General features: G+C 43.1%; 19 protein-coding genes and 1 pseudogene. 2 read left to right on the top strand and 18 right to left on the bottom strand.

Annotated features, from left to right (window positions below):
• Positions 1 to 314 precede the first annotated feature (314 nt).
• Entirely contained in the window at positions 315 to 1169 is an 855-nt protein-coding gene (locus tag G625_RS0102710; protein WP_029199893.1) for a DMT family transporter, read from the top strand.
• Between the two features lie 20 nt (positions 1170 to 1189).
• Here G625_RS0102710 and G625_RS0102705 read toward each other — a convergent pair whose 3' ends face one another.
• The 4 genes from G625_RS0102705 to G625_RS0102690 form a co-directional block, all read right to left on the bottom strand.
• A complete protein-coding gene (locus G625_RS0102705; RefSeq protein ID WP_029199892.1) occupies positions 1190 to 1738 on the bottom strand; it encodes a chromate transporter in 549 nt (182 codons plus the stop codon).
• 81 nt (positions 1739 to 1819) lie between these two features.
• On the bottom strand, positions 1820 to 2368 hold the full coding sequence (locus G625_RS0102700) for a chromate transporter (RefSeq protein WP_029199891.1): 549 nt from the start codon (positions 2366 to 2368) through the stop codon (positions 1820 to 1822).
• A 74-nt stretch (positions 2369 to 2442) separates the two neighbouring features.
• Positions 2443 to 2637 (bottom strand): hypothetical protein, encoded by a 195-nt coding sequence (locus tag G625_RS0102695; RefSeq protein ID WP_156884997.1) that lies wholly within the window; start codon positions 2635 to 2637, stop codon positions 2443 to 2445.
• Positions 2638 to 2887: 250 nt separating this feature from the next.
• Positions 2888 to 3163 carry a recombinase family protein gene (locus G625_RS0102690; RefSeq protein ID WP_029199889.1) on the bottom strand — a complete coding sequence of 92 codons (276 nt, stop codon included), beginning with the start codon at positions 3161 to 3163 and terminating at the stop codon, positions 2888 to 2890.
• A 156-nt stretch (positions 3164 to 3319) separates the two neighbouring features.
• Here G625_RS0102690 and G625_RS0102685 point away from each other — a divergent pair, with 156 nt between their 5' ends.
• Positions 3320 to 4171, top strand: a complete 852-nt coding sequence (locus tag G625_RS0102685; RefSeq protein WP_029199888.1) for a PD-(D/E)XK nuclease family transposase — start codon at positions 3320 to 3322, stop codon at positions 4169 to 4171.
• Between the two features lie 45 nt (positions 4172 to 4216).
• Here the strand turns inward: G625_RS0102685 and G625_RS0102680 are convergent, their stop codons facing one another.
• The 14 genes and pseudogenes from G625_RS0102680 to G625_RS0102610 form a co-directional block, all read right to left on the bottom strand.
• Positions 4217 to 4819 carry a type I restriction-modification enzyme R subunit C-terminal domain-containing protein gene (locus G625_RS0102680; RefSeq protein WP_029199887.1) on the bottom strand — a complete coding sequence of 201 codons (603 nt, stop codon included), beginning with the start codon at positions 4817 to 4819 and terminating at the stop codon, positions 4217 to 4219.
• Positions 4820 to 5363: 544 nt separating this feature from the next.
• A pseudogene (locus G625_RS0102675) lies at positions 5364 to 6080 on the bottom strand (amino acid ABC transporter ATP-binding protein); the annotation flags it as partial.
• Complete coding sequence (locus G625_RS0102670) at positions 6073 to 8412, bottom strand: ABC transporter permease subunit (RefSeq protein ID WP_029199885.1); 2340 nt, start codon at positions 8410 to 8412, stop codon at positions 6073 to 6075. The pseudogene G625_RS0102675 and the gene G625_RS0102670, both read right to left, overlap by 8 nt.
• A gap of 159 nt (positions 8413 to 8571) precedes the next feature.
• Entirely contained in the window at positions 8572 to 9894 is a 1323-nt protein-coding gene (gene cbiT, locus G625_RS0102665; protein WP_029199884.1) for a precorrin-6Y C5,15-methyltransferase (decarboxylating) subunit CbiT, read from the bottom strand.
• A gap of 125 nt (positions 9895 to 10019) precedes the next feature.
• On the bottom strand, positions 10020 to 10904 hold the full coding sequence (locus tag G625_RS0102660) for a precorrin-6A/cobalt-precorrin-6A reductase (protein ID WP_029199883.1): 885 nt from the start codon (positions 10902 to 10904) through the stop codon (positions 10020 to 10022).
• A 3-nt stretch (positions 10905 to 10907) separates the two neighbouring features.
• Positions 10908 to 11666 carry a precorrin-3B C(17)-methyltransferase gene (cobJ, locus tag G625_RS0102655; protein ID WP_029199882.1) on the bottom strand — a complete coding sequence of 253 codons (759 nt, stop codon included), beginning with the start codon at positions 11664 to 11666 and terminating at the stop codon, positions 10908 to 10910.
• Positions 11667 to 11875: 209 nt separating this feature from the next.
• Entirely contained in the window at positions 11876 to 13060 is a 1185-nt protein-coding gene (locus G625_RS0102650; protein WP_029199881.1) for a hypothetical protein, read from the bottom strand.
• A gap of 66 nt (positions 13061 to 13126) precedes the next feature.
• Positions 13127 to 14308, bottom strand: coding sequence for a cobalt-precorrin 5A hydrolase (locus tag G625_RS18035; protein ID WP_049895620.1), 1182 nt, complete (start codon positions 14306 to 14308; stop codon positions 13127 to 13129).
• Between the two features lie 179 nt (positions 14309 to 14487).
• The gene (gene cobM, locus G625_RS0102640) at positions 14488 to 15261 is read right to left on the bottom strand and encodes a precorrin-4 C(11)-methyltransferase (protein ID WP_029199880.1); all 774 of its coding nucleotides are present in this window, start codon (positions 15259 to 15261) and stop codon (positions 14488 to 14490) included.
• The gene (gene cbiD / locus G625_RS0102635; protein WP_256377615.1) at positions 15262 to 16467 is read right to left on the bottom strand and encodes a cobalt-precorrin-5B (C(1))-methyltransferase CbiD; all 1206 of its coding nucleotides are present in this window, start codon (positions 16465 to 16467) and stop codon (positions 15262 to 15264) included.
• 253 nt (positions 16468 to 16720) lie between these two features.
• A complete protein-coding gene (locus tag G625_RS0102630; protein ID WP_029199878.1) occupies positions 16721 to 17719 on the bottom strand; it encodes a helix-turn-helix transcriptional regulator in 999 nt (332 codons plus the stop codon).
• A 126-nt stretch (positions 17720 to 17845) separates the two neighbouring features.
• Complete coding sequence (locus tag G625_RS0102625; protein ID WP_029199877.1) at positions 17846 to 18331, bottom strand: NUDIX hydrolase; 486 nt, start codon at positions 18329 to 18331, stop codon at positions 17846 to 17848.
• Positions 18332 to 18609: 278 nt separating this feature from the next.
• Positions 18610 to 19560 carry a DNA-directed RNA polymerase subunit alpha gene (locus G625_RS0102615; protein ID WP_029199875.1) on the bottom strand — a complete coding sequence of 317 codons (951 nt, stop codon included), beginning with the start codon at positions 19558 to 19560 and terminating at the stop codon, positions 18610 to 18612.
• Positions 19561 to 19814: 254 nt separating this feature from the next.
• Positions 19815 to 20666: a replication initiation protein gene (locus tag G625_RS0102610; protein ID WP_029199874.1), complete on the bottom strand. Its 852-nt coding sequence runs from the start codon at positions 20664 to 20666 to the stop codon at positions 19815 to 19817.
• Between the last annotated feature and the right edge of the window lie 761 nt (positions 20667 to 21427).

Raw genomic sequence — 21427 nt, 5'->3', positions numbered from 1 at the left:
TCGTACGTTTTTGATAATAACACCCCTGCTTTCCAATCCCTTGAATTTGCTAGCGGTTGTAAACAGTATAGATGAATTGCTTTTCTCACGTGTAATAGGTATTCCTGAAATTTTGGTTACTTCGTTCATTATAGAATCTTTTTCGCTTTTTAATGATAATATTACTATATCTGAGTATTCGTAGCCATGATTATCATCTGTTAATTGTCTGATAAGTTTGGTCATTCCAGTAAAGATCCTTCCAGCCTTCCTATGAATTGTCAGGGGATCATCACTGGATTAATATATAAGGTATTCACGATACAGGAGGCCTTATGAAAAAGAAGAAATCAATAGCAATACTATATATCTGTTCTTCCGCTTTTTTCTTTAATCTCATGAACATATTTGTACGTCTCTCGGGTGACGTGCCAAGCATACAGAAAAGCTTCTTCCGAAATCTGGTGGCTGTGTTTGTAGCCATTATCATGCTGATAAAAAGCAGTGAGGGCTTCCACCCGCAAAAAAGGAACCTCCCGGTCCTTTTAGGACGATCCTTTTTCGGAACCATCGGTATACTCTGTAACTTTTATGCAGTGGATCATCTGCCCCTGGCCAATGCTTCGATACTGAATAAGATGGCGCCCTTCATGGTCCTCATTTTTTCTTATTTCATTTTGAAGGAAAAGCTGAAGCCCATACACTTTCTGATCATCCTGATAGCATTTACGGGTTGCTTTTTTGTGGTGAAGCCTTCACCCGACAATATGGATCTTTTGGGTTCGGTTTTGGGACTTATGGGCGGCATCACAGCAGGTCTTGCATATACCCTGGTAAGGCTGGCGGGGCTCCGGGGAGAAAAGGGCGCAACTATAGTGCTGTTTTTCTCTGCATTTTCCTGCCTTTCGGTGTTGCCCTATATTGCAATAAATTATCATCCTATGAGTATGCATCAGCTCTCTATGCTTCTCCTTGCCGGAGCATCCGCAACGGCAGCACAGTTCTCTGTTACTGCTGCCTACAGTCATGCACCCTCAAAGGAAATCTCCGTCTATGATTACACTCAGGTGCTCTGGGCAGCAGTCTTCGGATTCCTCCTGTTCGGTGATATCCCGGATCTTTGGAGCGTAGTGGGATACTTCCTGATTATCGGTGCAGCAGTTGTGATGTTTTTATACAATCAAAGATAATAAAGCAGTGATGATCATGTTTATCCAAATACTATACCCAGTACTGCCGCAAATATTATAAGGTGTATGGGGGAAGCCTTCCTCTTCAGGAAGCGTTTGTGCAGCAGCATAAACATAAAAAGGATCAGTGTTATCAGGATATTCACATAGCTAAGGCCATCTACGGAACGGCAGTTATTTATGATCATATAAAGCCCTGTGGATATGATGATACCGATGATGCAGGGCTTAATGCCTTTGAGCACTGCCTGGAAATGCGGATTGTCCGTAAAATTCTTCAGTATGGTTGAAACGATAAGTATTATGATAAATGACGGTAAAGCGACAGCGGTAGTTGCTATGAGGGCACCGGATATCCCGGCCTGACTGCTTCCTATATAGGTGGCCATATTCACCATGATAGGACCGGGTGTACTTTCACTTACGGCAATCATATAGGTGAGCTGATCCTCGCTGATCCATCCATAGTTCATGACCACGTCACGTATGAGAGGAATTGCACCATAGGCTCCACCAAATGCAAATATTCCTATCTGCAGAAATCCCAGTAATAGTTCAAGATATATCATAGGTTGGTTTCTCTTTCTTTAGTGCAGGTATAAGTGAGTAAAAAGGATCTGACACGGAAGGTTGTTTAGTTCCATAAAGCATTACTTTTTCACCTTTTGTAAACTGTTGCAGATGAGACCGATCAAACCCGCCGTCATCATCATGATAACTGTGGAGACCTTAAATCCCAGAAGCTCCGAACAAAGCATCAGCAGCATTGATGAAGAAAAAATAATGATGGGAAAAGGCTTCTTTTTCATTTTTGAAAGCATTCCTATTCCGGCATCGAAAATCAAAAGACCCACTGCAAGCTTGATGCCCCTGAAGGCATCGGCAACTATTTTTATCTCCATAAAATTGCTTAAAAAACAGGAGATGATATATATGATCAGAAATGAAGGAAGGATTACGCCAAGTGTCGCGGCAAAGGCGCCTTTTAATCCGTTTATTTTATAGCCCACAAAGGTGGCGCAGTTTATGGCGATGGGGCCCGGGGTGGACTCCGCGATGACAATCATATTCATCATCTCATCATGAGTTATCCATTTCTTTTTTGTTACGCAAATGTCTTCGATAAGGGAGATCATGGCGTACCCTCCCCCGAAGGTAAAGCTTCCGATTTTTGCAAAGGTTAAGAACAGTTCAATCATTTTTGCTCCTCTTTTTTAGTGATAAACATTCACAATGATACCATCGAAACCTGACAATCAACAAGCCTATATTCCTACTCACCTGTAATCTTTCCATAGAACCCATCCATGTACTCCCTGATCCTTTTACCCTCTTCTTCATTTGCAATCCGGTTTGCTTCTTCTGTACCAAGTAGCATGAGCGGTGGTTTAATGCCTATATCGGAGAAAATATCACAGGTATACTTGTATCCATACCCGGCATTTTGGTCAAGCATCTTCTCTCTCATCCGCCTCATTTTTGAAAAAATGAACTCATAGCCTGCCTGTGCATCATCATCACCTTCATCTAAGCATAATGCTTTCGGTAACACATATCGGCTTAAGCTCTCAAAAAAACTGCCCGAAAAAGTATAGCCTTCATTAATCGCATCCCTGGTAATCGCCTGTGTTATACCTAATTTGATGGAAATTTTTATGGTGTAGGAAGTAGGTAGAATAATAGCTACTTCCTACGTAGAAGTTATATAGAATTCTTGATCACATAGCCTTTGCCACAGAATTGGCTGCAGCCATGTCTGATAATAATCTCTGTAATGATGGTCTGTTGGAAGTCGACCCAGAATAGCCTTCATCAACATAAACGTCCTCTACTCTCCATCCTTTCTTTTTGCAGAATCCCTCTATGATCTCACGCTGATGCGATATGCTCTGACTCTCCCCCTCTCGGCTATCTTCATCCTCTTTGGAGAGACCATCTACGATGGTATGTGCGCTCTGCCGAGGAGAAAGAACATGAACGTGTTCAGGAGCCACAAAGAAAGCGCAGTTATCCGGAGAGATGATTGTGCTTTTGACCTTGAGGTCGCTGTTTGCTGCCTCAATATTTACCTATAAAGTTTGCATTAAATCGATTCTTTGATAATTGTAAGGCTTGTGGTAGAGTGTTATTATTAACTTGAAGGAGTGTGTATGGCAAAAAAGAAAGATAAAGAAAAAGTTGTTTCCACGACAGAGCTCAGTGAACAGATAAATGCTGAACTTGAAAAGGCTATAGATGGCTTAACACTTTTTGATGATGATTTAATGAGTAAGGTCTTTGATGGGAATATCGAGGGGGCTGAACTGCTTTTAAAGATAATTCTTGAAAGAGATGACATCAAAGTTAAGCGTGTGAAGGGGCAGGTGGAACTCAAGAGCGCATACGCTGGTGGCAGAAACATAAGACTTGATATAGTTGCGGTTGATAATCATGGAGTTCGTTTTGATGTTGAGGTTCAAAGAAGTACCGGGGGCTCGCATATAAAGAGAGCAAGATACCATCAGAGTATGATGGACTCTAGGCTTTTAAAGAAAAGGCAGGATTTCAAAATTATCAAAGATACCTATGTTATCTTTATTTGCCAGCATGATAAGTTTAATGCAAATAAGCCGATATATCATGTAGACAAGACCGTTAGAGAAACAGGCGAGGCATTTGAGGATGGCGCCCATATTATTTACGTGAACGGTAAATATCGTGGCAAGGATGATTTTGGTAAACTGGCGCATGACTTTAATTGCAAGAAAGCTGATAATATTTATTTCAAGCCACTTGCTGATGGGGTCAGGCATTTCAAGGAAACAGAGGAAGGACGTGATGCTATGTGTGAATCATTTACTAAGTTAGCTGATAAGGTCGCAGATGAAAGAGCCGAGCAGACAACAATAAATAACATCAAGCTCATGATGAAGAATATGAAGTGCAGTCTTGAAGAGGCACTGAATGCTCTTGAGATTAAGGGCAAGGAACGTGCAATCATAGCAAAGCAGCTTCAGAAGTAACAAGTTAATAAGGGGATTGTATTTCAACAATCCCCAAAATCATTTTTATAAGGCAATCTGTTCAGAATTCGACTTAATAATCTCTACGATGCTCAAAATATCTCTTGCAGTGCTCATATTATCCTTAAACAATACCGGCATACTGCCAACAGATTTAAATGGCTCATTCATTAGAATCCTGTCGTCTTCGATATTTCCATTGGCAACTATGTAGTCAACGATGAGATTAACAAATCTTATCTGATTAACATTAAGTTTTTCATCCGACAGAAATTTGCTAAACGCTTCATTCACGTCGGCTCTATCCATACCAACAATTTTCCGAACAAGTCTTCCAATAGGAGTATCTTTAATGTCGACATCTATGTTGCCATTTATTATTTTGAAATGCTGAAAATCAGGCTTTAGTATAGGCTCAATTATGTGAGCATATGCATCGGAACTTAAGGTGCTGATACACCAATTCCATACACCATCATTATTGTATATATACTGACTATAAGGATGTAGCTGTTCCTTATGCAGATAATCTGCATATTCAGGGTCTATCTGTGTAAATAACACCCCTTGAAAATCAGATGCCTTTTTGTAGCTTAGTCCCTCGGCATTAAGTTTTAGTTTGATTTTTGATAAAGTATTTCCGTTCATGATAATTATTGTCCCTATAATCTTTTAAGTGATATCTACTCAGAAGTAGTTTCTTCAGCTATCTCCTCAATTATGAGCAAATTCAATTTTCTTCTGTCATTGTGTGTTTGACTATATCAACATCATAATGCTTATGGTTCATTGTTTTCTCGAATTTCCTTCACCATCAATCCTTCTTGACCCTGATCTTCACTTCATTCGGTCGTGGCTCTCCTTCACGGAAGCTGTATTCTATCTTCTCTGCTGTGTTTTCAACCATTGACAGGGAAAGCTTATTGTCGGTATCTCTCAGGTCAAATCTCTCGCCACTGTAGCAGATAGTTATTTCAGTACCGCCGTCCTGCATGGAATGCTCCACTGTCACATGGATGTCGGGTTCAGTATATTTCGGAATCAGTATCTGCTGCACTGCCTCCTCTATCACGAGGCGTATTCGGTACGTATCAGAAGACTTCACATCATTCTGCAGGAGATATCTGTCAAGCTCCGCTCCGAAACCTATAAAATCATAGTTTCTGCTGTCGATCTCAGCCTCGAAAACCTTGAGTCTCCTGATGAATCTTCTGGTGAGCTCCTTCTTTGGATTCTCAAAAATCTCTTCCGGAGTACCTTCTTCGTAAATGCCTCCCTCATCCATATAGAAAACCCTGTTGGATATCGCCCTGGCAAAGTTCATCTCATGGGTAACTATCATCATGGTCTTTCCGCTCTTGGAAAGGTCTCTGATAACCGACTGAACCTCCGATACCATGGTCGGATCCAGGGCACTGGTGGGCTCGTCCAGAAGTATCACCTCAGGATCCATACACAGAGTTCTCGCGATGGCCACTCGCTGTTTCTGTCCGCCTGACAGCTCATCCGGATAGCTCAGAGCCTTGTCTCCGAGCCCCACTCGCCTGAGAAGCTCCATGCCCTTATCGTAGGCCTCCTGTTTGCTCTTTCCCAGAAGATCCATGGGCGCCAGCATCAGGTTCTCGATCACGGTAAGGTGTCCGAAAAGATTGAAGGACTGAAAAACCATCCCTATCTTCTGTCTGGCTTTTTTGACGTCACATCCCGGAGCAGTGATGTCCTCACCGTTAAATATTATCTTCCCGCCCGTCGGCTTCTCCAGAAGATTTATGCATCGTATAAGTGTGGACTTTCCTGTACCGGAAGGTCCGATGACAGCGATCACGTCCCCGTCATTGATATCGAAACTCACGTCATTCACAGGAGTAACTGAGTCATATTCCTTTTTAAGATTCCTTACTTCAATCATCAGTTTTCACCCCCGAAAGTATATCTTCCTTCTTACGAAGCTTTGGATTAATGTTTACCTCCAGCTTATCAACCACCGCTGTAAGCATTGCCCCCAGAATGAAATAGATAACCGCCACTGCGATAAGCGGGAAAAATGCCTCGTAGGTACGGCCTCTCACTATGTCTCCCATCTTTGTCAGATCCTGAACGGCAATGTAACCTACGATGGCGGTTGCCTTTACAAGGGCAACCACTTCGCCCTTATAGGTAGGAAGGAAATGTGGTATGGCCTGTGGGAAAATGACTCTGAAAAATGCCTTTATATCCCCGTAACCTAAGGAAAGAGCAGCTTCGGATTGTCCCTTGTCCACAGCTCCGACACCCATTTTCAGCATTCCGAAAACCCCTGCGCCGAACACAAGTGTAAATGCTATCACCGCAACAACCGTTCCCGAAACCTTGGCCTTGGCAAAAATGATGTAGTAGAGGATCATAAGAAGAACCACAACAGGCATGCCCTGAATGAGCCACACAAAAGCTCCGGCCAGGGCATTGGCCGCTTTGCTGCCATTTCTGGTTCCCATATATACAAGGAAGCCGAAAGCGGTTCCGAATATAATCGACAGAACCGTAATCAGAATGGTGGTGATAATTCCGGAAATGAACAGTTCGTAACGATTCTCTCTTACAAAGGTCTTTTCAAAGCTAGCTTTGATTCGGTCAATGAAATTATTTACGGGAGCTTCATGGGTTGCGGTTCTCACTATGAAAACAAACGCCGCCGGTGCATACTCCAAAAAATCCATGGATTCTTTACGCTCAGCCGTAATAACTATGGATCCGCATCCGATATCCGCCTTGCCTGCGCCGATCGAAGACAGAACTGCAGAAAAGTCCATGGGTGTAAACTCCACATGAACATCCAGCTCCTTCGCTATGAGAAGGATGGTCTCGATGTCGAGTCCGAGACATTCGCCTCCCTCTCCCATATAGCTCATAGGCTCCAGGGCATCACAGCAGGCTACATTTACGGTGCCGTTCGTCCCCGGCCAATCCTGAGCCGGAACTGTTTTTTGGCTGTCATCCGCTCCGGTCCATTTTTTCCAGAGTGCATCCCTGGTTTCCGCAGGGATCCTGTCAAATGCCGCCTGCCACTCATCCCGTCTCGGATCTCCCTTTTTAAATCCGAGACCAAAGGCTGTATCACCCAGAGACTCGGGGAAAACGCAGAGCTCAGGGTCCTTATTGGCAGCAAGCTCCGCAACTGCATTGTTCATAAGCCCGGCATCCGTCTTTCCGGTCCTTATGGCAAGCATCATATCCGGCATGGTGGTGAAATAGGTGAACTCCTTGACATCTGATACCTTTGAAAGGATCATATTTTCAAAGGGAGCTCCTGTGATCATAGAGATAGTTCTTCCCTTCAGCTCATCAAATGTCCTGAACTCCGGCTCTTTGCCGGTGGAAGTATCCTTTTTGTCCTGATTTATGCCCTTTAAATCAGCCGAGGGAACCGCAAGTACGATTCCATTTTTAAAGGTCGCATCGCAGAAAAGCACCTCCTCCTGACGTTCGGGAGTGACATTCATCCCGGTAGTGAGAACCCCTCTTCCTGATTGAAGTGCAGGAATACGGGCAGCAAAGCTCACATCCTCGATTTCCAGAGTGTAACCTCTGTCCATACAGAAATGAGCGAGAAGATCGATATCATAACCTACATTTTTTCCATCCTTAATGTATGACCAGGGCATATCGGTAGCAGTGGTCACCACCCTGATAGTCCCGTTTTTTCCGGTAAGTGCTGACATGTCTACAGTTTTTCTGTACTCATCCACTCCCATCCAGATGTCATCCATGAGCTGCAAAACCCCATTGGTCCTTATCCTGGCGAGATAGGCATTGAACTCTTCACACAGCTTTTCGCTTTCGGGATCATTCTTTCGGAAAGCAAAACTTACATCCTGCTCTCTTATCCTGTCGTGAATATAATCGATATCAGGCTCTTCAAAGTGCATGGTCTTTACATTGGGCTCATCTGCAAGAAATGCATCTATCTTACCCGAAAGCAGCGCAGCACCGCAGTCCGGATAACTGTCGATATAAACATATTCACTGTCAGGAAAAAATTCCTTTGCCACATCCTCCAACAGGGTTCCGGTGAGAACCCCGATACGTTTTCCGTTGTAGCTTCGCCAGTCAGCAACACCTGTCCCGGTTTGCCCGGAGATCCCCGTATCTTCTGCTGCAAATGAGCTTACTGCAAACACACATGTCAAAAGAAAAACTATTGCCAACAAGAAACGAACCGGATTCTTCAAAAAATCACCTTTATGAAAACATCCCCTCTTCATACCAAGCTCCTATCCCCTTTTATTTTTTCAAACACCTCATTAACGTTGTAAACCAATTGGCAGAGAAAATGGCTACTGCTTCATATTTGGATCACCCCGTTATAATATTCCGCTATGTTTGATAACTCTTATCAGTCAGCAAATTCTGCACGTCGGATCTTATCTCCTGGAAATTCTTGTAATAGTTATAGGATTTTCCGCTCTGTGCATGTGGTAGCTTCCGCGTCTTTCAAGACCGGTTGACTGTATCTCCACCATCTCAAAGTTATAATCCGTGAGTCTTCTCTCGACCTCCAGAACCTCTGAAACCGATTCAAGAGTGACCGTATTTATGACAATGACTACATCAGGATTCACCTTCACAGCCCAATCTATGATCTTCTGGAGATTTCCCTTGCTGCCTCCGATGAAAACACGGTCGGGAATAGGCAGCAATCCCTCATCTGCTACATTCTTTCTCTCTCCCGGCTTCTGCATCTCAAACTCTTCAAAGCATTCTGGAGCCTTGCCGCGGATTACACGGATGTTGTCAACCTTGAACTGATATCTGTTTCTTTCGATGGTATCTATGGCTTCCTGATTCAGTTCAACGGCGATAACCTTTCCCTCCGGACATGCAAGACCTGCCTCGATGGACATCGAGCCGGAACCCGCACCGATATCATAGATGATGCTGTCCTCTTTTATGGCCAGACGGCAGAGACTCAGGGCTCTCACGTCACGTTTTGTAAGAGGTACTGCATCAGCCCTTTCAAAATGATCGTCTCCGATACCATAGGAACGGACAGGAGTTTCTGCATTGTCATTTTCAAAAAGCGCGATGGCAAGACGGTCAAACATCTTACCCTTCATGTCCCTGGGCTTTCCAACGGTAAAACACTCATCCGGGTAGCTCAGCCTCTCTCCGACTATGATCTTCACAGAGCCGAAACCAAAACGGGCAAGCTCCTGGGAAATCTTTGAAACCGTATCTTCACTGCCCAGAAGTGCACACACGTACTTGTTTTCCCGGATCAACGGAATCATGTCCTTATGGCGTCCGTGAAGACTTACCAGCTTAACATTGGCCATGCTTACAGAGCGCTTGCTCAGGAAATACTGGATGCTGGAAACTCCTGCAAAATTCCTGATCTCGAAGTTTTCGGCTCTGTCCTCATCCTCTGAGTCATCACCACCGTCCGGTCCCATATTTTGTTCCAATGCTTTCTTCAGTGGTATGGCACCGCTGTAAACGCTGGTATCTCCGGTAAATACGCAGGAGATCACCTTCTTCTCGGGATGACCCTTTATGTAAGCCACCATATCATCTGTTTTCACAGCCTCACAGATTTCTATATCCAGCTCAGGAACCGCGTCTTTTGCTGTCTTAAGGGCTCTCGCCGCACCCATCAGAACCTCAGACTCTTTTATTGCCTTAATTGCCTGAGTTGTCATCATCTCCGGACTTCCCGGACCAACACCGATTAAGTTTACAATTCTCATATTTTTAACCTCGCAAACGATTCTTAATCTTTCTTTTAAATTGAATTTTATACAGTTACATTTGAATAAAACATAACTGTACAAAAATTATTAATCATGCACTGTCATCAAGTCAATAACTCGACTCAATCAAAATCTTTTGGTCGTCCTATAACAAGAACCTTTACTCCCAATTCTATAGCTGCATCGCACTTCTCGGAAAATCCTCCTATTTTCCCCGAATCCTTTGTAACAATGTATCCGGCAGAGGCATATCTCAGCTGGGCAAGATTCATATCAACGTCGAAGGGACCCTGCATCAATATCAGCCGGTCTCTTCTGAACCCGAGTTTCATGCATTTATCAATAACCTCAAATGTAGGTAATGCTCTTACATAACAGTACTCCTCATAATCCGGTATTGAAGTGTATTCCTGAATTTCTTTTGAACCTGTTGTTATGAATATATGCTTTCGTTTCTCCGGAAAATTTTTGAAAGTTGAGTTGAGCCATCGTACGGCATTTTTTATATTTTCGAAATATAGAAAGTCAGAACTTTCCGTACCTGAGTCTGCATTCGGCCTATTTATCCTGATACATCTGACTCCGGAGGCCTTGCAGGCTTTGTTAATATTTTCTGTCGCTACGGCAGCATAGGGGTGAGTCGCATCTATCACTAAAATACCATCGGCTTTATCTTCCGGTATCTCTCTCATAACCCCTTCTATTGAAAATTCATTAATTACAATCTGTTCATTATTATCTGTTCCGACTTTTGGCCTAATCGGGTACCTGTAGGCTCTTTTCGCAGTTCCAAAACGCTCATCCATTTCCTCTGCATTCAATCTTCCTACATTAACAGTGATATGTTTTTCCTTTGGAAGAAGACCTGCTCCGTAGTCCGTAGTAACAAAAATCTCCGTCTCAAGAAAATCTTTTCTCCCCTCAATCTCTCTCTTTCTGTTCTCTTCTGCGATATGCTCCGCTATCTTCCGTCCCTCGGTAGTTCCGCCAAATAAAAATATATGCATTTCTTATCCTTTATATCCCCTGGGAGTAACCATCCTGGATCCATCCGGTGTTTCCACGATCTTTGTTTCTGAATTTCCTATAAAAACCGTAGTCAGCATATCAATCTCGGATTCCTCGCCAAGCTTCTCCAGTTCGCACAGCAAAAAGATCCGGCTTTTCATTCCATCCCTTCCTATGTTTCTGACATATCCGCAGACTCTGTCGGAAGGAATCCCTTCGCAGAGTATCCCGCAGGCTTTCTTAAAAGTCTCCAGCCTCTTGTGGCTCACCGGGTTATAAAGCACTATGACAAAGTCACCTTCTGCTGCTGCCCTAAGCCTCTTTTCTATGGTTTCCCAAGGCGTCAACAGATCCGAAAGACTGATGACACAAAAATCATGCCCGACAGGAGCTCCCAGAACTGCTCCTCCACTGAGAACTGCAGAAAGACCCGGTACGTTCTTCACCTGAACCCCACAGTAGCTTTCCTTTTCCGACAGCTCGTACAAAAGTCCCGCCATACCGTAAACCTCGGCGTCACCTGAGGAGATAACGGCAACATTCTTCCCGGACACTGCAAGCTCCAGAGCCTTTTTACAGCGTTCCTCTTCCTCATGCATCCCGGAAACCACGAATTCCTTTTCAGGATACTGTTTACTCACTATATCCGCATAAGTTTTATACCCTACTATCACATCCACACCGGAAAGCACTTCCCTTGCTTCCAATGTCTCATACTTTACATCTCCGGGTCCGAATCCCACAGCATATACCGTTCCCATTTCACCCTCCGTGAACCAAATCATTCATATTTTATAATTTTATCCTAATCCGGCCCGCAAAAAAACCCCTACACACCCTTGCGGCAGCTTTATCGAAACCGGAAGTGACGGTCTTCAAGAAAAATGCCCCCTTCCGGACAGCAGGCTTTTTGTAGTTTAGCCTGTCTATCCGGAAGGGGGTATATCTTGATTTGCAGTACAGTTTTATATCACTTTAGCTCCATATTTCCAAGGAAGTCCTCGATGATAGCATCTGTAGACATCTGGATTTTTTCATCTTCACTGTATGTAGATGAGATCTTTATTACAAGGAGATCATCTCCCCTCGGAACAAAATAAGCTACATAAACCGCGTCACCTTCCTTATATGGACCCTTAGTCATTAGTACTGTGCAGCCCTCCATATCTTTGAAGGTTACGTCTTCTGTTCTCTCCAGATCCACATTCTCGTCTGCAAGACCGGCGCGAAGCTCTGTTATGGCACTGTCAATGTCTTTACTCTCCGCTTTATAAACTACGATCAGGAATTCATTCCATTCCTTGCTGTCAACATTACAGAACATATCCGACTCACCGGTTTCATAGGAGCAGATTTCACGCATATCGTACTTTGCTGTATAATCGTAGCTTCCTTCGTAATCAACGATCTGATCTTCATCCTTTGTCGGAGGTGCGTTAAGAACCGGAACCGGTGCCCATCCGTACTCCTGATACTGGGTGATGTACAGCCCGTTAGTGTTGATATAGTTTGCCAATGCTTCTGCCAGATACTTGTCACGTTCATTTGAGGCTTCAAGATATGCATCCTTCAGACCTTCTTTACCGAAAAGTTCATCCAAAGAAGCCTCAAAGCCGGCACCATCCTGAAGAAAATCGAAATCTGTAACTATGGGATCTCCTTTTGTTGTATCAAGATACGCAACGCCTCCGAAGGATCCTCCATTTACATTCAGAAGGGAAGTCTTTACAAGGTTGAAACCTTCTACATAGAATTCACCCCATAACTTCACGTCTTTAGGATCGCTGTCATCAGCTTTTAGAACGATAGGAACGCATATGGTTAAATCCGGTGCTACGTCTCCAAAACTGTTTTCAACAAGGAAATGGCTTACTCCGTCTGCATACTCTGCCCAGTCCTCAGGACCGTTGTAATGATATTCCGGAAGGGGCAATGTCGGATAATCAGGCTCCGAAGCAGTTGTTTCCTCTTCCTTCGCAGCTTCTGTGGTTTCTTGAGAAGTCTCTTCAGTTTCCTGAGGAGCTGCCGTAGTGGATTCTTCCACTGCTGCCGTTGTAGCCTCATTTGTATTAACATTTGTTGCCGGCTTCTGACATCCGACCATTCCAAAGGCAAAAACACAAAATGCTGCTGCCAATGCTGCTTTCTTTCTCATAATATTTCTCCTCTCTTCTATTAACGCTGTTTTTGAGCCTTAATATCTAATAATAGTTTAAATAAATTATACAGACACCGCAACTGCCAATGTCACACTTCCGTATATCTGCTTGTGCACGAGAACCCGCTCCTGTCCGTTTTGCGACGCGGCATAAGCAGCCGACCGTTCGCAGACATTGGACACCCCTGTTACACTTTCCACAAAGCTGCTAGCCGCAAAGTCCCCATCCATGGATTTAAGCTCAGCCGCCGTATAAGTCACAAAGGGAATCTCCCGCTTATAGCTGAAGGTCAGTATCCCCTGTTCATTTTTTTTCAGGTCAATGCTTACCAGGGCATCGACTGCTTCTCCGGATATTCCCGCTGACTTAAGGCAGTTATCATATGCCTTCGCAACATCTTCCTCGGAAACGCCCTTTCGGGCACCGATTCCTACATATACACGCTTTGCGATAAGCTTGAGACCTATGGCATTAAAGGGTCTCACCACCGGATCAGCCTTATCAAGGAGTTTACTCTGATAGCTTATGATGATATCTGCTTTGTCAATGTCATTTATCCCCACCGGCTCATATTCACCGATACCGGGTCTCATGTTCAGATGCTCCATGCCAATGTCACTGTATATACGCAGCTTCTCACCTCTCAGTACCTTAGCCGAAGCCTCCTTTGCTGCCCCGAAATCAGTGATGATAAGGCCATTCTCCTTTGCAAAAACATCAACAGAAAAAGCACCTTCCAGATCTGACGCAGTGGTTATCACAGGCTGAGCCTCAATAAGTTCTGAAACGAAAGACGTAAGCTCATTGGCACCTCCCAGATGTCCGCTGAGAAGGGATATGACAAAATGCCCGGCTTCATCTATAACAAGTACCGCAGGATCCTCCGACTTGTGGGCTAAAAATGGTGATATCGCACGAACTGCAATGCCGGTGGAACCGACGAAAATGATGGCATCGGTATTCTCCGAAAACCATGCGGCCACTATTTCATTCAGATCCCTTGCGTCAGAAATCTCCGGTAAAGCATTTGTCTTTGCGTGAAGGCAAACCTCCGTTTTATCCCCTTTCTCTGCTCTCCAAGTCCCGGTTCTTCTGAAAAGTCCCTGTCCTTCCTTCTCCGCTTCCATCCAGCGGTTCTTTAACTCCTCTGAAAGCCTGTATCCTTTTTCAGTAAATGCTATTACCTGAACCTTCACCTGCTCCTCCTCTATAAACGCATGTTTTTCGCCGTTTATCTCTGACATACAGATGCAGATCTAATTGGCTTCCTATAATCACTAACTTCCCTGTATACAAACTCATCGATTGATGTTCTGACCGTAACTTGAAAAACTCACATTTTCATTTAAGTCATTCTTTGGTTATCTTTTCTCATCCATTAACGCAGTTTTTGAGCCTTAATATCTGACACATAGAGGCACATCTATCTGGCTCTATAACATGTAACAAATTCACGGTCATAAAGCTTTGAATATTCATAGACCGTTTTGTCATCAATTGCCCGTCCTACTATTATCAGAGCCTGTTTCATATTTCCGTCGGCTCTTCTTGCTTCTTCTCTCTGAAATGCCTCAGGAATTTTGTCCAAAGTTGTCCAAACCACCTCTTCATCCGGCCAGGTAGCCCTGAATACCACAGCTGCAGGAGTATCCACAGGATAACCTCCTGCTATCAGCTCCTCCCGGATCTTTTCTGAAAGTGTGGCTGACAAAAACAGTACCATGGTGGCCTGATGAGCCGCCAGAACACTAAGCTTTTCCTTATCCGGAACCGGAGTTCTTCCCTCAGCTCTGGTAATGATAACTGTCTGTGTTACTCCGGGAAGTGTGTATTCTTTTCTGATGGCTGCTGCCGCCCCGGAAAAGGAGCTGACTCCGGGACAGATGTCATATTCAATTCCCTTCTCCTTTAACCAGTCCATCTGCTCCCGAATTGCACCATACAGAGACGGATCTCCGGTGTGCAGTCTCACCACAGTTTTCCCTGCTTCCTTCGCTTCCTCGAAAACCTTCAGCACCTCCTGAAGATTCATATCCTTGGAATCGTAGATCTCTGCCTCACTTTTGCAAACTTTAAGGAGCTCAGCATTAACCAGAGATCCCGCATATATCACGATATCCGCTTCTTTAATAAGCTTTAATCCTTTTACAGTGATAAGTTCCGGATCCCCCGGACCCGCACCAACAAAATGAACCATTTAATCAACCTCTCCGGCTTTTCCGACCATCCCAAAACGCTCTGAATAGACTATTACACCGAACTTCATCTGACCCTTTATCCGCTGCTCCATATGAAACTCAATTTCCTTCATGATGGAAGCCATAACATTTTCTCTCAGCCCGATTTCTTCAAGCAAAGTGAGCATTTCCTCTGTGGTAGCAGCCTCTTTTATATCCCTCACCTGAGATGCATTTCCGCCGCAAAGCGCCAGATGTGCCGCAAATATCTCCCACCTTCCATCCGCTACTTTACTGTAGGTATTCATGATCCCTGCTGCCAGCTTACAAAGCTTTCCTATATTTCCCACCAGCAAAAACTCCCGGCATCCATAAGAAATCGCAAGGTCAATGGCATCTCCTATATAATTTGAAACCGTAACAATACGCCCTGTATCAAGCCCAAGCTTCTCAACGTAGCGCTGCCCGTAATTCCCCGGAACCGCGATGATGCTTAGTGTTCTATCATTTCTCTCTTCAAGAACCCCGGTTCTTTGATCTTTTTTAATCAAATCACTTTCCGCACCAGCTGTATCGTCATTTGATACCGGATCGATTTTCTTACGCTGAATATACAGCTTCTGCTTTATCTCCGTCTCTATAGTTGCAACTATCGAGGCTTCCGACATAGGCTCCACTATCCCGGTGGTTCCAAGAATCGATATTCCACCCTCGATTCCCAGCCTCGGATTAAAAGTCTTCTTCGCAAGCTCCTCCCCCTCCGGAACAGAAACTGTGATGAGAAAACACTTATCATCTTCGGACTGGCACAATTCCAACACATCCAATGCCGTTCTGAATATCATCTCTCTGGGCACAGGGTTAATGGCACTCTGCCCGACCTCCTGCTGAAGTCCGGGTTTTGTAACAGTACCCACACCCTTTCCACCGGTTAGAAACAGCCTTGGGTTATCTTCACAGATGAAGGCATTTTCCGGAACCTCACCGGCAGTAACTCTCTCTGCTTTAACATGCACTTCTGTCCCATTAGTCACATCCGGATCATCCCCGGAATCCTTGATCGTATAAAACTCCGACTCCCCCACAGGATACACACTTAGTGTTACTATTTCTCCCCCCGGCAGTACTACATTTACCTCCTCTGCAACGTTACCGGTCATAAGCCTCTCCATTGCAGCCCTCGTACACGCCGCCGCACAAGTCCCCGTAGTCAACCCACGTCTCATTTGCTTTTGGTTTTTGTATATATACTCTTTCATATTAAACGATACTCTTTAGTACTATTTTGTAAATAAAAAAGCAAACGTGAAGAAAATGGAAGGGATGGGCGGCTAGGCTTGCGAACTGAAAGCACATCCCGCTCAGCATGTACGAACCAGATGCACGTCAGTGCAGCTGGGGCGAACATGCTGAGTGGGATGTACTTTCAACTTCGTGAGCCGTCGCCCGTCCCTTCCATTTTCTGTACTATTTCAACACCTACCGGTATCTCTTACTCATACCCTCGATATCCTCGCGGATTTTCTCCCTCAGGCTTTCCGGCTCCAGGACAGTAACCCTCTTCCCATACTGCAGCGCCCAGTACTCCATTGCCTGCTCATTACAGTAAACATGAATCTCCATCATATCCACGCCATCTTCCGTGTACTTTTTCATTATCTGAAAATCTTTTCCAAACCAGTCCACAAGATCATTCATGAACTTAGCATCGGTCTTCAGAAGCACGCTCACAGAATTGCCGGAAAACATATAAACATGCTCAGCCATATGCTTGGGAAGATTAAGCCCGTTTTCCATACCCTTTATAAGCCTGGTATCCTTTATGGGCTCCTCCAGAAGCTTCATCTCAGTCATCCTGTCGATACGAAAATGAGATATAGTGTCATACTTATCGTAATTTCCCACGAGATAATAGTGACCGTTGGACATGACCACCTGATAGGGATTAAAAACGAAGGGCTCCTGCCTCGTGGGATGCATCTTGAAATCCGTGCCGTAGACATTATAAATAAAAGAAATCTTCCGCTTTTGAGTCATGGCATCATCAATGATATCCAGGTTTATCATCACCTGCTTGTTTTCGGTATGCTGAAGATCGGTATAATTTTCGATATAGGATAAATGCGGGGAAAAATACTTATTGCCCTTACTTTTGAGCTTTTCAATAAGTGCCACGGACTGCGCCCTGGTAACACCCTTTGAAAAGATAACCGAATTTATCAGGAGCTGGAGCTCCGCATCGTCAAATTCCCTTGAAAGAAGACAATAGCCGTCATCAATGCTGATGTCATAACCCAGATCTATCAGATACTCCGCATTGTTTCTGACAGAACGCCTGTCACATTCAATACCGTAATTATCTTTAAGCAGCTTTAATATCTCCTGCTGTGTAAGCCTGTGATCCTCGTCCGTATATTTTTCCAATATCTCAAGGATCAGCATATTAAGCATTTTTTTATTGCCTCTGCCCTCGTACATATTTACTCCCGATTTTTTATATATCGATTTTTTCCTTTAATCGATATCAATATATATGATTGTCTGCCTCTCAAACAATATATAACTTCTGAGCACTGTTATCGCTGGAACACCGAAATCCATCTGTCATTCAGAAATTTCGTTATATGGCTTTCCGTCAAGCTTTGCTTCCATCAGACGATCCTCTTTATCATATATAAGTTTCAGTGAAAAAAAGCTTTCTCTCTCCAGAAGAAGCTTCAGGAAAATGCGGTCTCCCGGCCACACATTGAGCTTTGGCACCTCACTTTTGTTCACCCATTTAAGCTCTCCTTCATCACATTCCATCTGTTCCCCGGTAAAACCATCAGCTGTGAAAAGATGCATATATTCCGACTCTGCCCTGCCTGAGATAAAGGTTACTATCCCCCGGTATTCCCATGAGGTTAATATATATCCCGTTTCTTCCTTAACCTCCCTAACAAGACACTCCTCAGGACTCTCATCCTTTTCAAATTTTCCTCCTACTCCGATCCACCTGGCGTGGTTAAGATCGTTCTGCTTCTTAGTTCGGTGAAGCATGAGGTATTTATCATCTTTTTCTATATAGCAAAGAGTTGTGAGTATAGCCATTTCCCCTCCGTTTTTACATTTCCCAAAATTCCGAAAGAATCTTCCCTAATGATACTAATCATACCAAATATATCTCCGCCTGTCTCAGTTTTAACGAATTGAATGTCTGTATCATCATAAAAAAGTGAAAATACAGCCTGTGGACCATGGGGACGGGGTTGGTGGTTCATTTTAGGAAAATGGGCCACCAACCCCGTCCCCATGGTTCACAGGCGGAGCTGTAACAAAAAAACGGCCTTCCCTTTAGGAAAACCGCTTTTGTAATTTCATATATTTATTTATTCTGCATCTCTGCTGCTAAGGGCAAGTCCCATAGAATCAAGCTTTCCGAGAATCTCATCGATGGACTTACGACCCATGTTACGAACCTTTGAAAGATCTTCAAGATTCTTGTTGCAAAGATCTCCGACAGTGTTGATGCCGGCTCTCTTGAGACAGTTATATGAACGAACACTAAGCTCAAGCTCATCGATGTTCATATTCATAAGGTCATTGGAATCACTGCTGCCTGCATCCTCAACCTTAACTTCGTTATCTGTATCAACATCCATATCAGCAAAAAGCTTAAGATGTGAATCAAGAATACGTGCTGAAAGTGATACGGCATCATCCGGAGCCATGGTTCCGTTTGTAGTTACATCAAGAGTAAGCTTCTCTTCGTTTGTGCCTTCGATAGGATCTATAACGATGTTAACCTTTACTACAGGACAGTAAATAGAATCCACTGCGATAACACCGATGGCCAGATCGCTGCGGTCACGTGTGTTTGCACCGTCATATCCACGACCCTTTGTTATCTTTATCTCGATATAGAGTCTTGCTTCCTTTCCTGAAAGTGTAGCGATAACCTGATCTTTGTTAATGATCTCTACTTCAGAAGAAACTTTGATATCAGAACCGCGAACAACTCCTTCACCGGCATAATCGATGTATGCCATAACAGGATCATCGCTGGATGATGTATTTTTTATAGCAAGCTTCTTTAAATTGAGGATGATATCACTTACATCTTCCTTTACTCCGGGAATTGATGAAAATTCATGATAAACTCCCTCGAACTTTACCTCACTTACTGCAGCACCAGGCATAGAGGAAAGAAGGATACGTCTTAATGAATTACCGATGACTGTACCTTCGCCCTTAGCAAGCGGAGCACATACAAAACGTCCGAACTTCTTATCATCTGTGATTTCCTCAACTTCGAGAACCGGTTTGATTTCTACTGCCATTAGCCCACCTCTTTATATAAAATCATTGAAACAAATATCTTCGCATGATCATAAAAAGTTTCTGTCAAAGAACATACTATCTCTATTTTTTAGAATCAAGCTATTCTATTATAGCGTGTTTTTTTTCCATGTCTAGCTTTTTGCGTGATTTTGCAAAAAAAGTGGGCGCCTTTTGAGGCGTCCACTTAAAAAATAATCGAAATTGTGTTGCTATAAGAATTTTTAAGGCTTCAGGATACTATCATAAAATAATCTTATGCTATATCAACAAGCCTTCCCGAGTCATCGAAATTGAGACTTAACTGACCTTTGAACTGAAGATTTCTCTTTTCTATCTTGCCTACAGTCTTGTTATATGTAGCAAAACGATCAAGAGTATCCTTGTTTTCTATATAAAGTCTGATGTGTGTTATCCTTTTTCCCTGAAGTCTTCCTTTAACAAGTTCACCCTTATCCGTAATGCAGTCATAGGTAACTGTGATATCGGTATATTCATTGATCTCCTTTATGGCCGGTGACAGAACTCTCTGCTTGAAATTTCCGAAAGCACTGTAAACATCTGCCATGAGGTTCTCTCTCAATGTATCGATAGGAATATCAACATGTCCTTTATAAGCATAAGACTTTGCAAGCTCATACAATCTCGGTGAATACTTGCTTGTCATGGAAAGGATATTGTAAAGCTCATATTCCGTAAAATTGTTTTGAAGGCCAAGAAGATAGGTTTTTATACGGCTGTCAAGAAGGAGACTTATGGTTCCTTTGCGCTCATTATACTCGGGCTCATTGAACCATCTGAGTTTTATGACTCTGTTATCGATGTTTACCCAGAATGCCTTTTCATCGATGGAATCGATCATATTTCTGAAATCACGATAAACATTCTTCGGATCAATTCCGCAAAGTCTAGCAAAATCAAGTGCACGGATCTCATACTTTTTAAACTCTTCCTCACCGGGTTTTATTAAAGTGATAACAAAGTTTACAAGCTTCTGCTCATTGGCTGTAAGATTGTACTTGGCTTTTTGTATGAGTGCGTTGTCTTTAACAACAAGATATGTACGTTGATCCTCAACTTTTTCTTTTTGCGTTTTATATGCTGACATTTTTAAGAACTCCGTTTCTCTCGCATGTCAATATAGTAAAACTCTTAACCTGAAAAATCAATCACCGTAATTTTGTTATATCTCTATTCTGACCCGGATTTCCGAAAAAGGCAAAAATAATTGCATTATACTGGCTTATTAATCCCAGATCAGGCATATGAAAGACCGGTTATTATGCTTTTCTGACTCGCTTCCCACGCGCACAGGATTGTATTTTTTTATGTTTTGGTTTTTTATTTTATATATTTAATATTATATATATTTATATTATTTAATGCCGGATCACCGCAGAATTGCGTCATTATTTATCCACAGAAATAACAAAAACACGGTAAGGCATAACAGATTAACGGTGACCCCTAACAAAATAACGGCAAAAGATAACAAATAAACGGTGATGGTCAAATAGCACTAAAGGATGAAGAAATTTTTGTAAAAATCGTCTTATAACAAAATTACGGTGATCTGTAGAGATAGATAACACAATGACGGTAATAAGTGTAAACCTATAACAGGATTACGGTAGAAGCGTAAGGAACAAATTAAACCGTAAATCTGTTATAAGACGGTCTATATACAAAGCATATAACAGATTTACGGTCAATCGTAAGAAATATTTAAGCCGTAAATTTGTTACAGGTTTTCCCGGAGTCTGCTTTTCGACAGACTTTATAACAGATTTACGGTGATTTTATATCCGGACAATCAAATGATGAATAAGTGAATACGAACATATAACAAATATACGGCGAAAAAACACA

It is taken from the genome of Oribacterium sp. NK2B42 (genome assembly GCF_000424445.1).
Classification (GTDB): Bacteria; Bacillota; Clostridia; order Lachnospirales; family Lachnospiraceae; genus Oribacterium.
Note: the sequence above shows the minus strand (reverse complement) of the source record. Positions and strands in the feature narration are given on the sequence as shown.

Excerpts from the sequence above, each read along its gene's own strand:
- G625_RS0102710 (WP_029199893.1), top strand. The coding sequence starts at position 315 with ATGAAAAAGAAGAAATCAATAGCAATACTATATATCTGTTCTTCCGCT.
- G625_RS0102705 (WP_029199892.1), bottom strand. The coding sequence starts at position 1,738 with ATGATATATCTTGAACTATTACTGGGATTTCTGCAGATAGGAATATTT.
- G625_RS0102700 (WP_029199891.1), bottom strand. The coding sequence starts at position 2,368 with ATGATTGAACTGTTCTTAACCTTTGCAAAAATCGGAAGCTTTACCTTC.
- G625_RS0102695 (WP_156884997.1), bottom strand. The coding sequence starts at position 2,637 with ATGAGAGAGAAGATGCTTGACCAAAATGCCGGGTATGGATACAAGTAT.
- G625_RS0102685 (WP_029199888.1), top strand. The coding sequence starts at position 3,320 with ATGGCAAAAAAGAAAGATAAAGAAAAAGTTGTTTCCACGACAGAGCTC.
- G625_RS0102680 (WP_029199887.1), bottom strand. The coding sequence starts at position 4,819 with ATGAACGGAAATACTTTATCAAAAATCAAACTAAAACTTAATGCCGAG.
- G625_RS0102670 (WP_029199885.1), bottom strand. The coding sequence starts at position 8,412 with ATGAAGAGGGGATGTTTTCATAAAGGTGATTTTTTGAAGAATCCGGTT.
- cbiT (WP_029199884.1), bottom strand. The coding sequence starts at position 9,894 with ATGAGAATTGTAAACTTAATCGGTGTTGGTCCGGGAAGTCCGGAGATG.
- G625_RS0102660 (WP_029199883.1), bottom strand. The coding sequence starts at position 10,904 with ATGCATATATTTTTATTTGGCGGAACTACCGAGGGACGGAAGATAGCG.
- cobJ (WP_029199882.1), bottom strand. The coding sequence starts at position 11,666 with ATGGGAACGGTATATGCTGTGGGATTCGGACCCGGAGATGTAAAGTAT.
- G625_RS0102650 (WP_029199881.1), bottom strand. The coding sequence starts at position 13,060 with ATGAGAAAGAAAGCAGCATTGGCAGCAGCATTTTGTGTTTTTGCCTTT.
- G625_RS18035 (WP_049895620.1), bottom strand. The coding sequence starts at position 14,308 with ATGTCAGAGATAAACGGCGAAAAACATGCGTTTATAGAGGAGGAGCAG.
- cobM (WP_029199880.1), bottom strand. The coding sequence starts at position 15,261 with ATGGTTCATTTTGTTGGTGCGGGTCCGGGGGATCCGGAACTTATCACT.
- cbiD (WP_256377615.1), bottom strand. The coding sequence starts at position 16,467 with ATGAGACGTGGGTTGACTACGGGGACTTGTGCGGCGGCGTGTACGAGG.
- G625_RS0102630 (WP_029199878.1), bottom strand. The coding sequence starts at position 17,719 with ATGTACGAGGGCAGAGGCAATAAAAAAATGCTTAATATGCTGATCCTT.
- G625_RS0102625 (WP_029199877.1), bottom strand. The coding sequence starts at position 18,331 with ATGGCTATACTCACAACTCTTTGCTATATAGAAAAAGATGATAAATAC.
- G625_RS0102615 (WP_029199875.1), bottom strand. The coding sequence starts at position 19,560 with ATGGCAGTAGAAATCAAACCGGTTCTCGAAGTTGAGGAAATCACAGAT.
- G625_RS0102610 (WP_029199874.1), bottom strand. The coding sequence starts at position 20,666 with ATGTCAGCATATAAAACGCAAAAAGAAAAAGTTGAGGATCAACGTACA.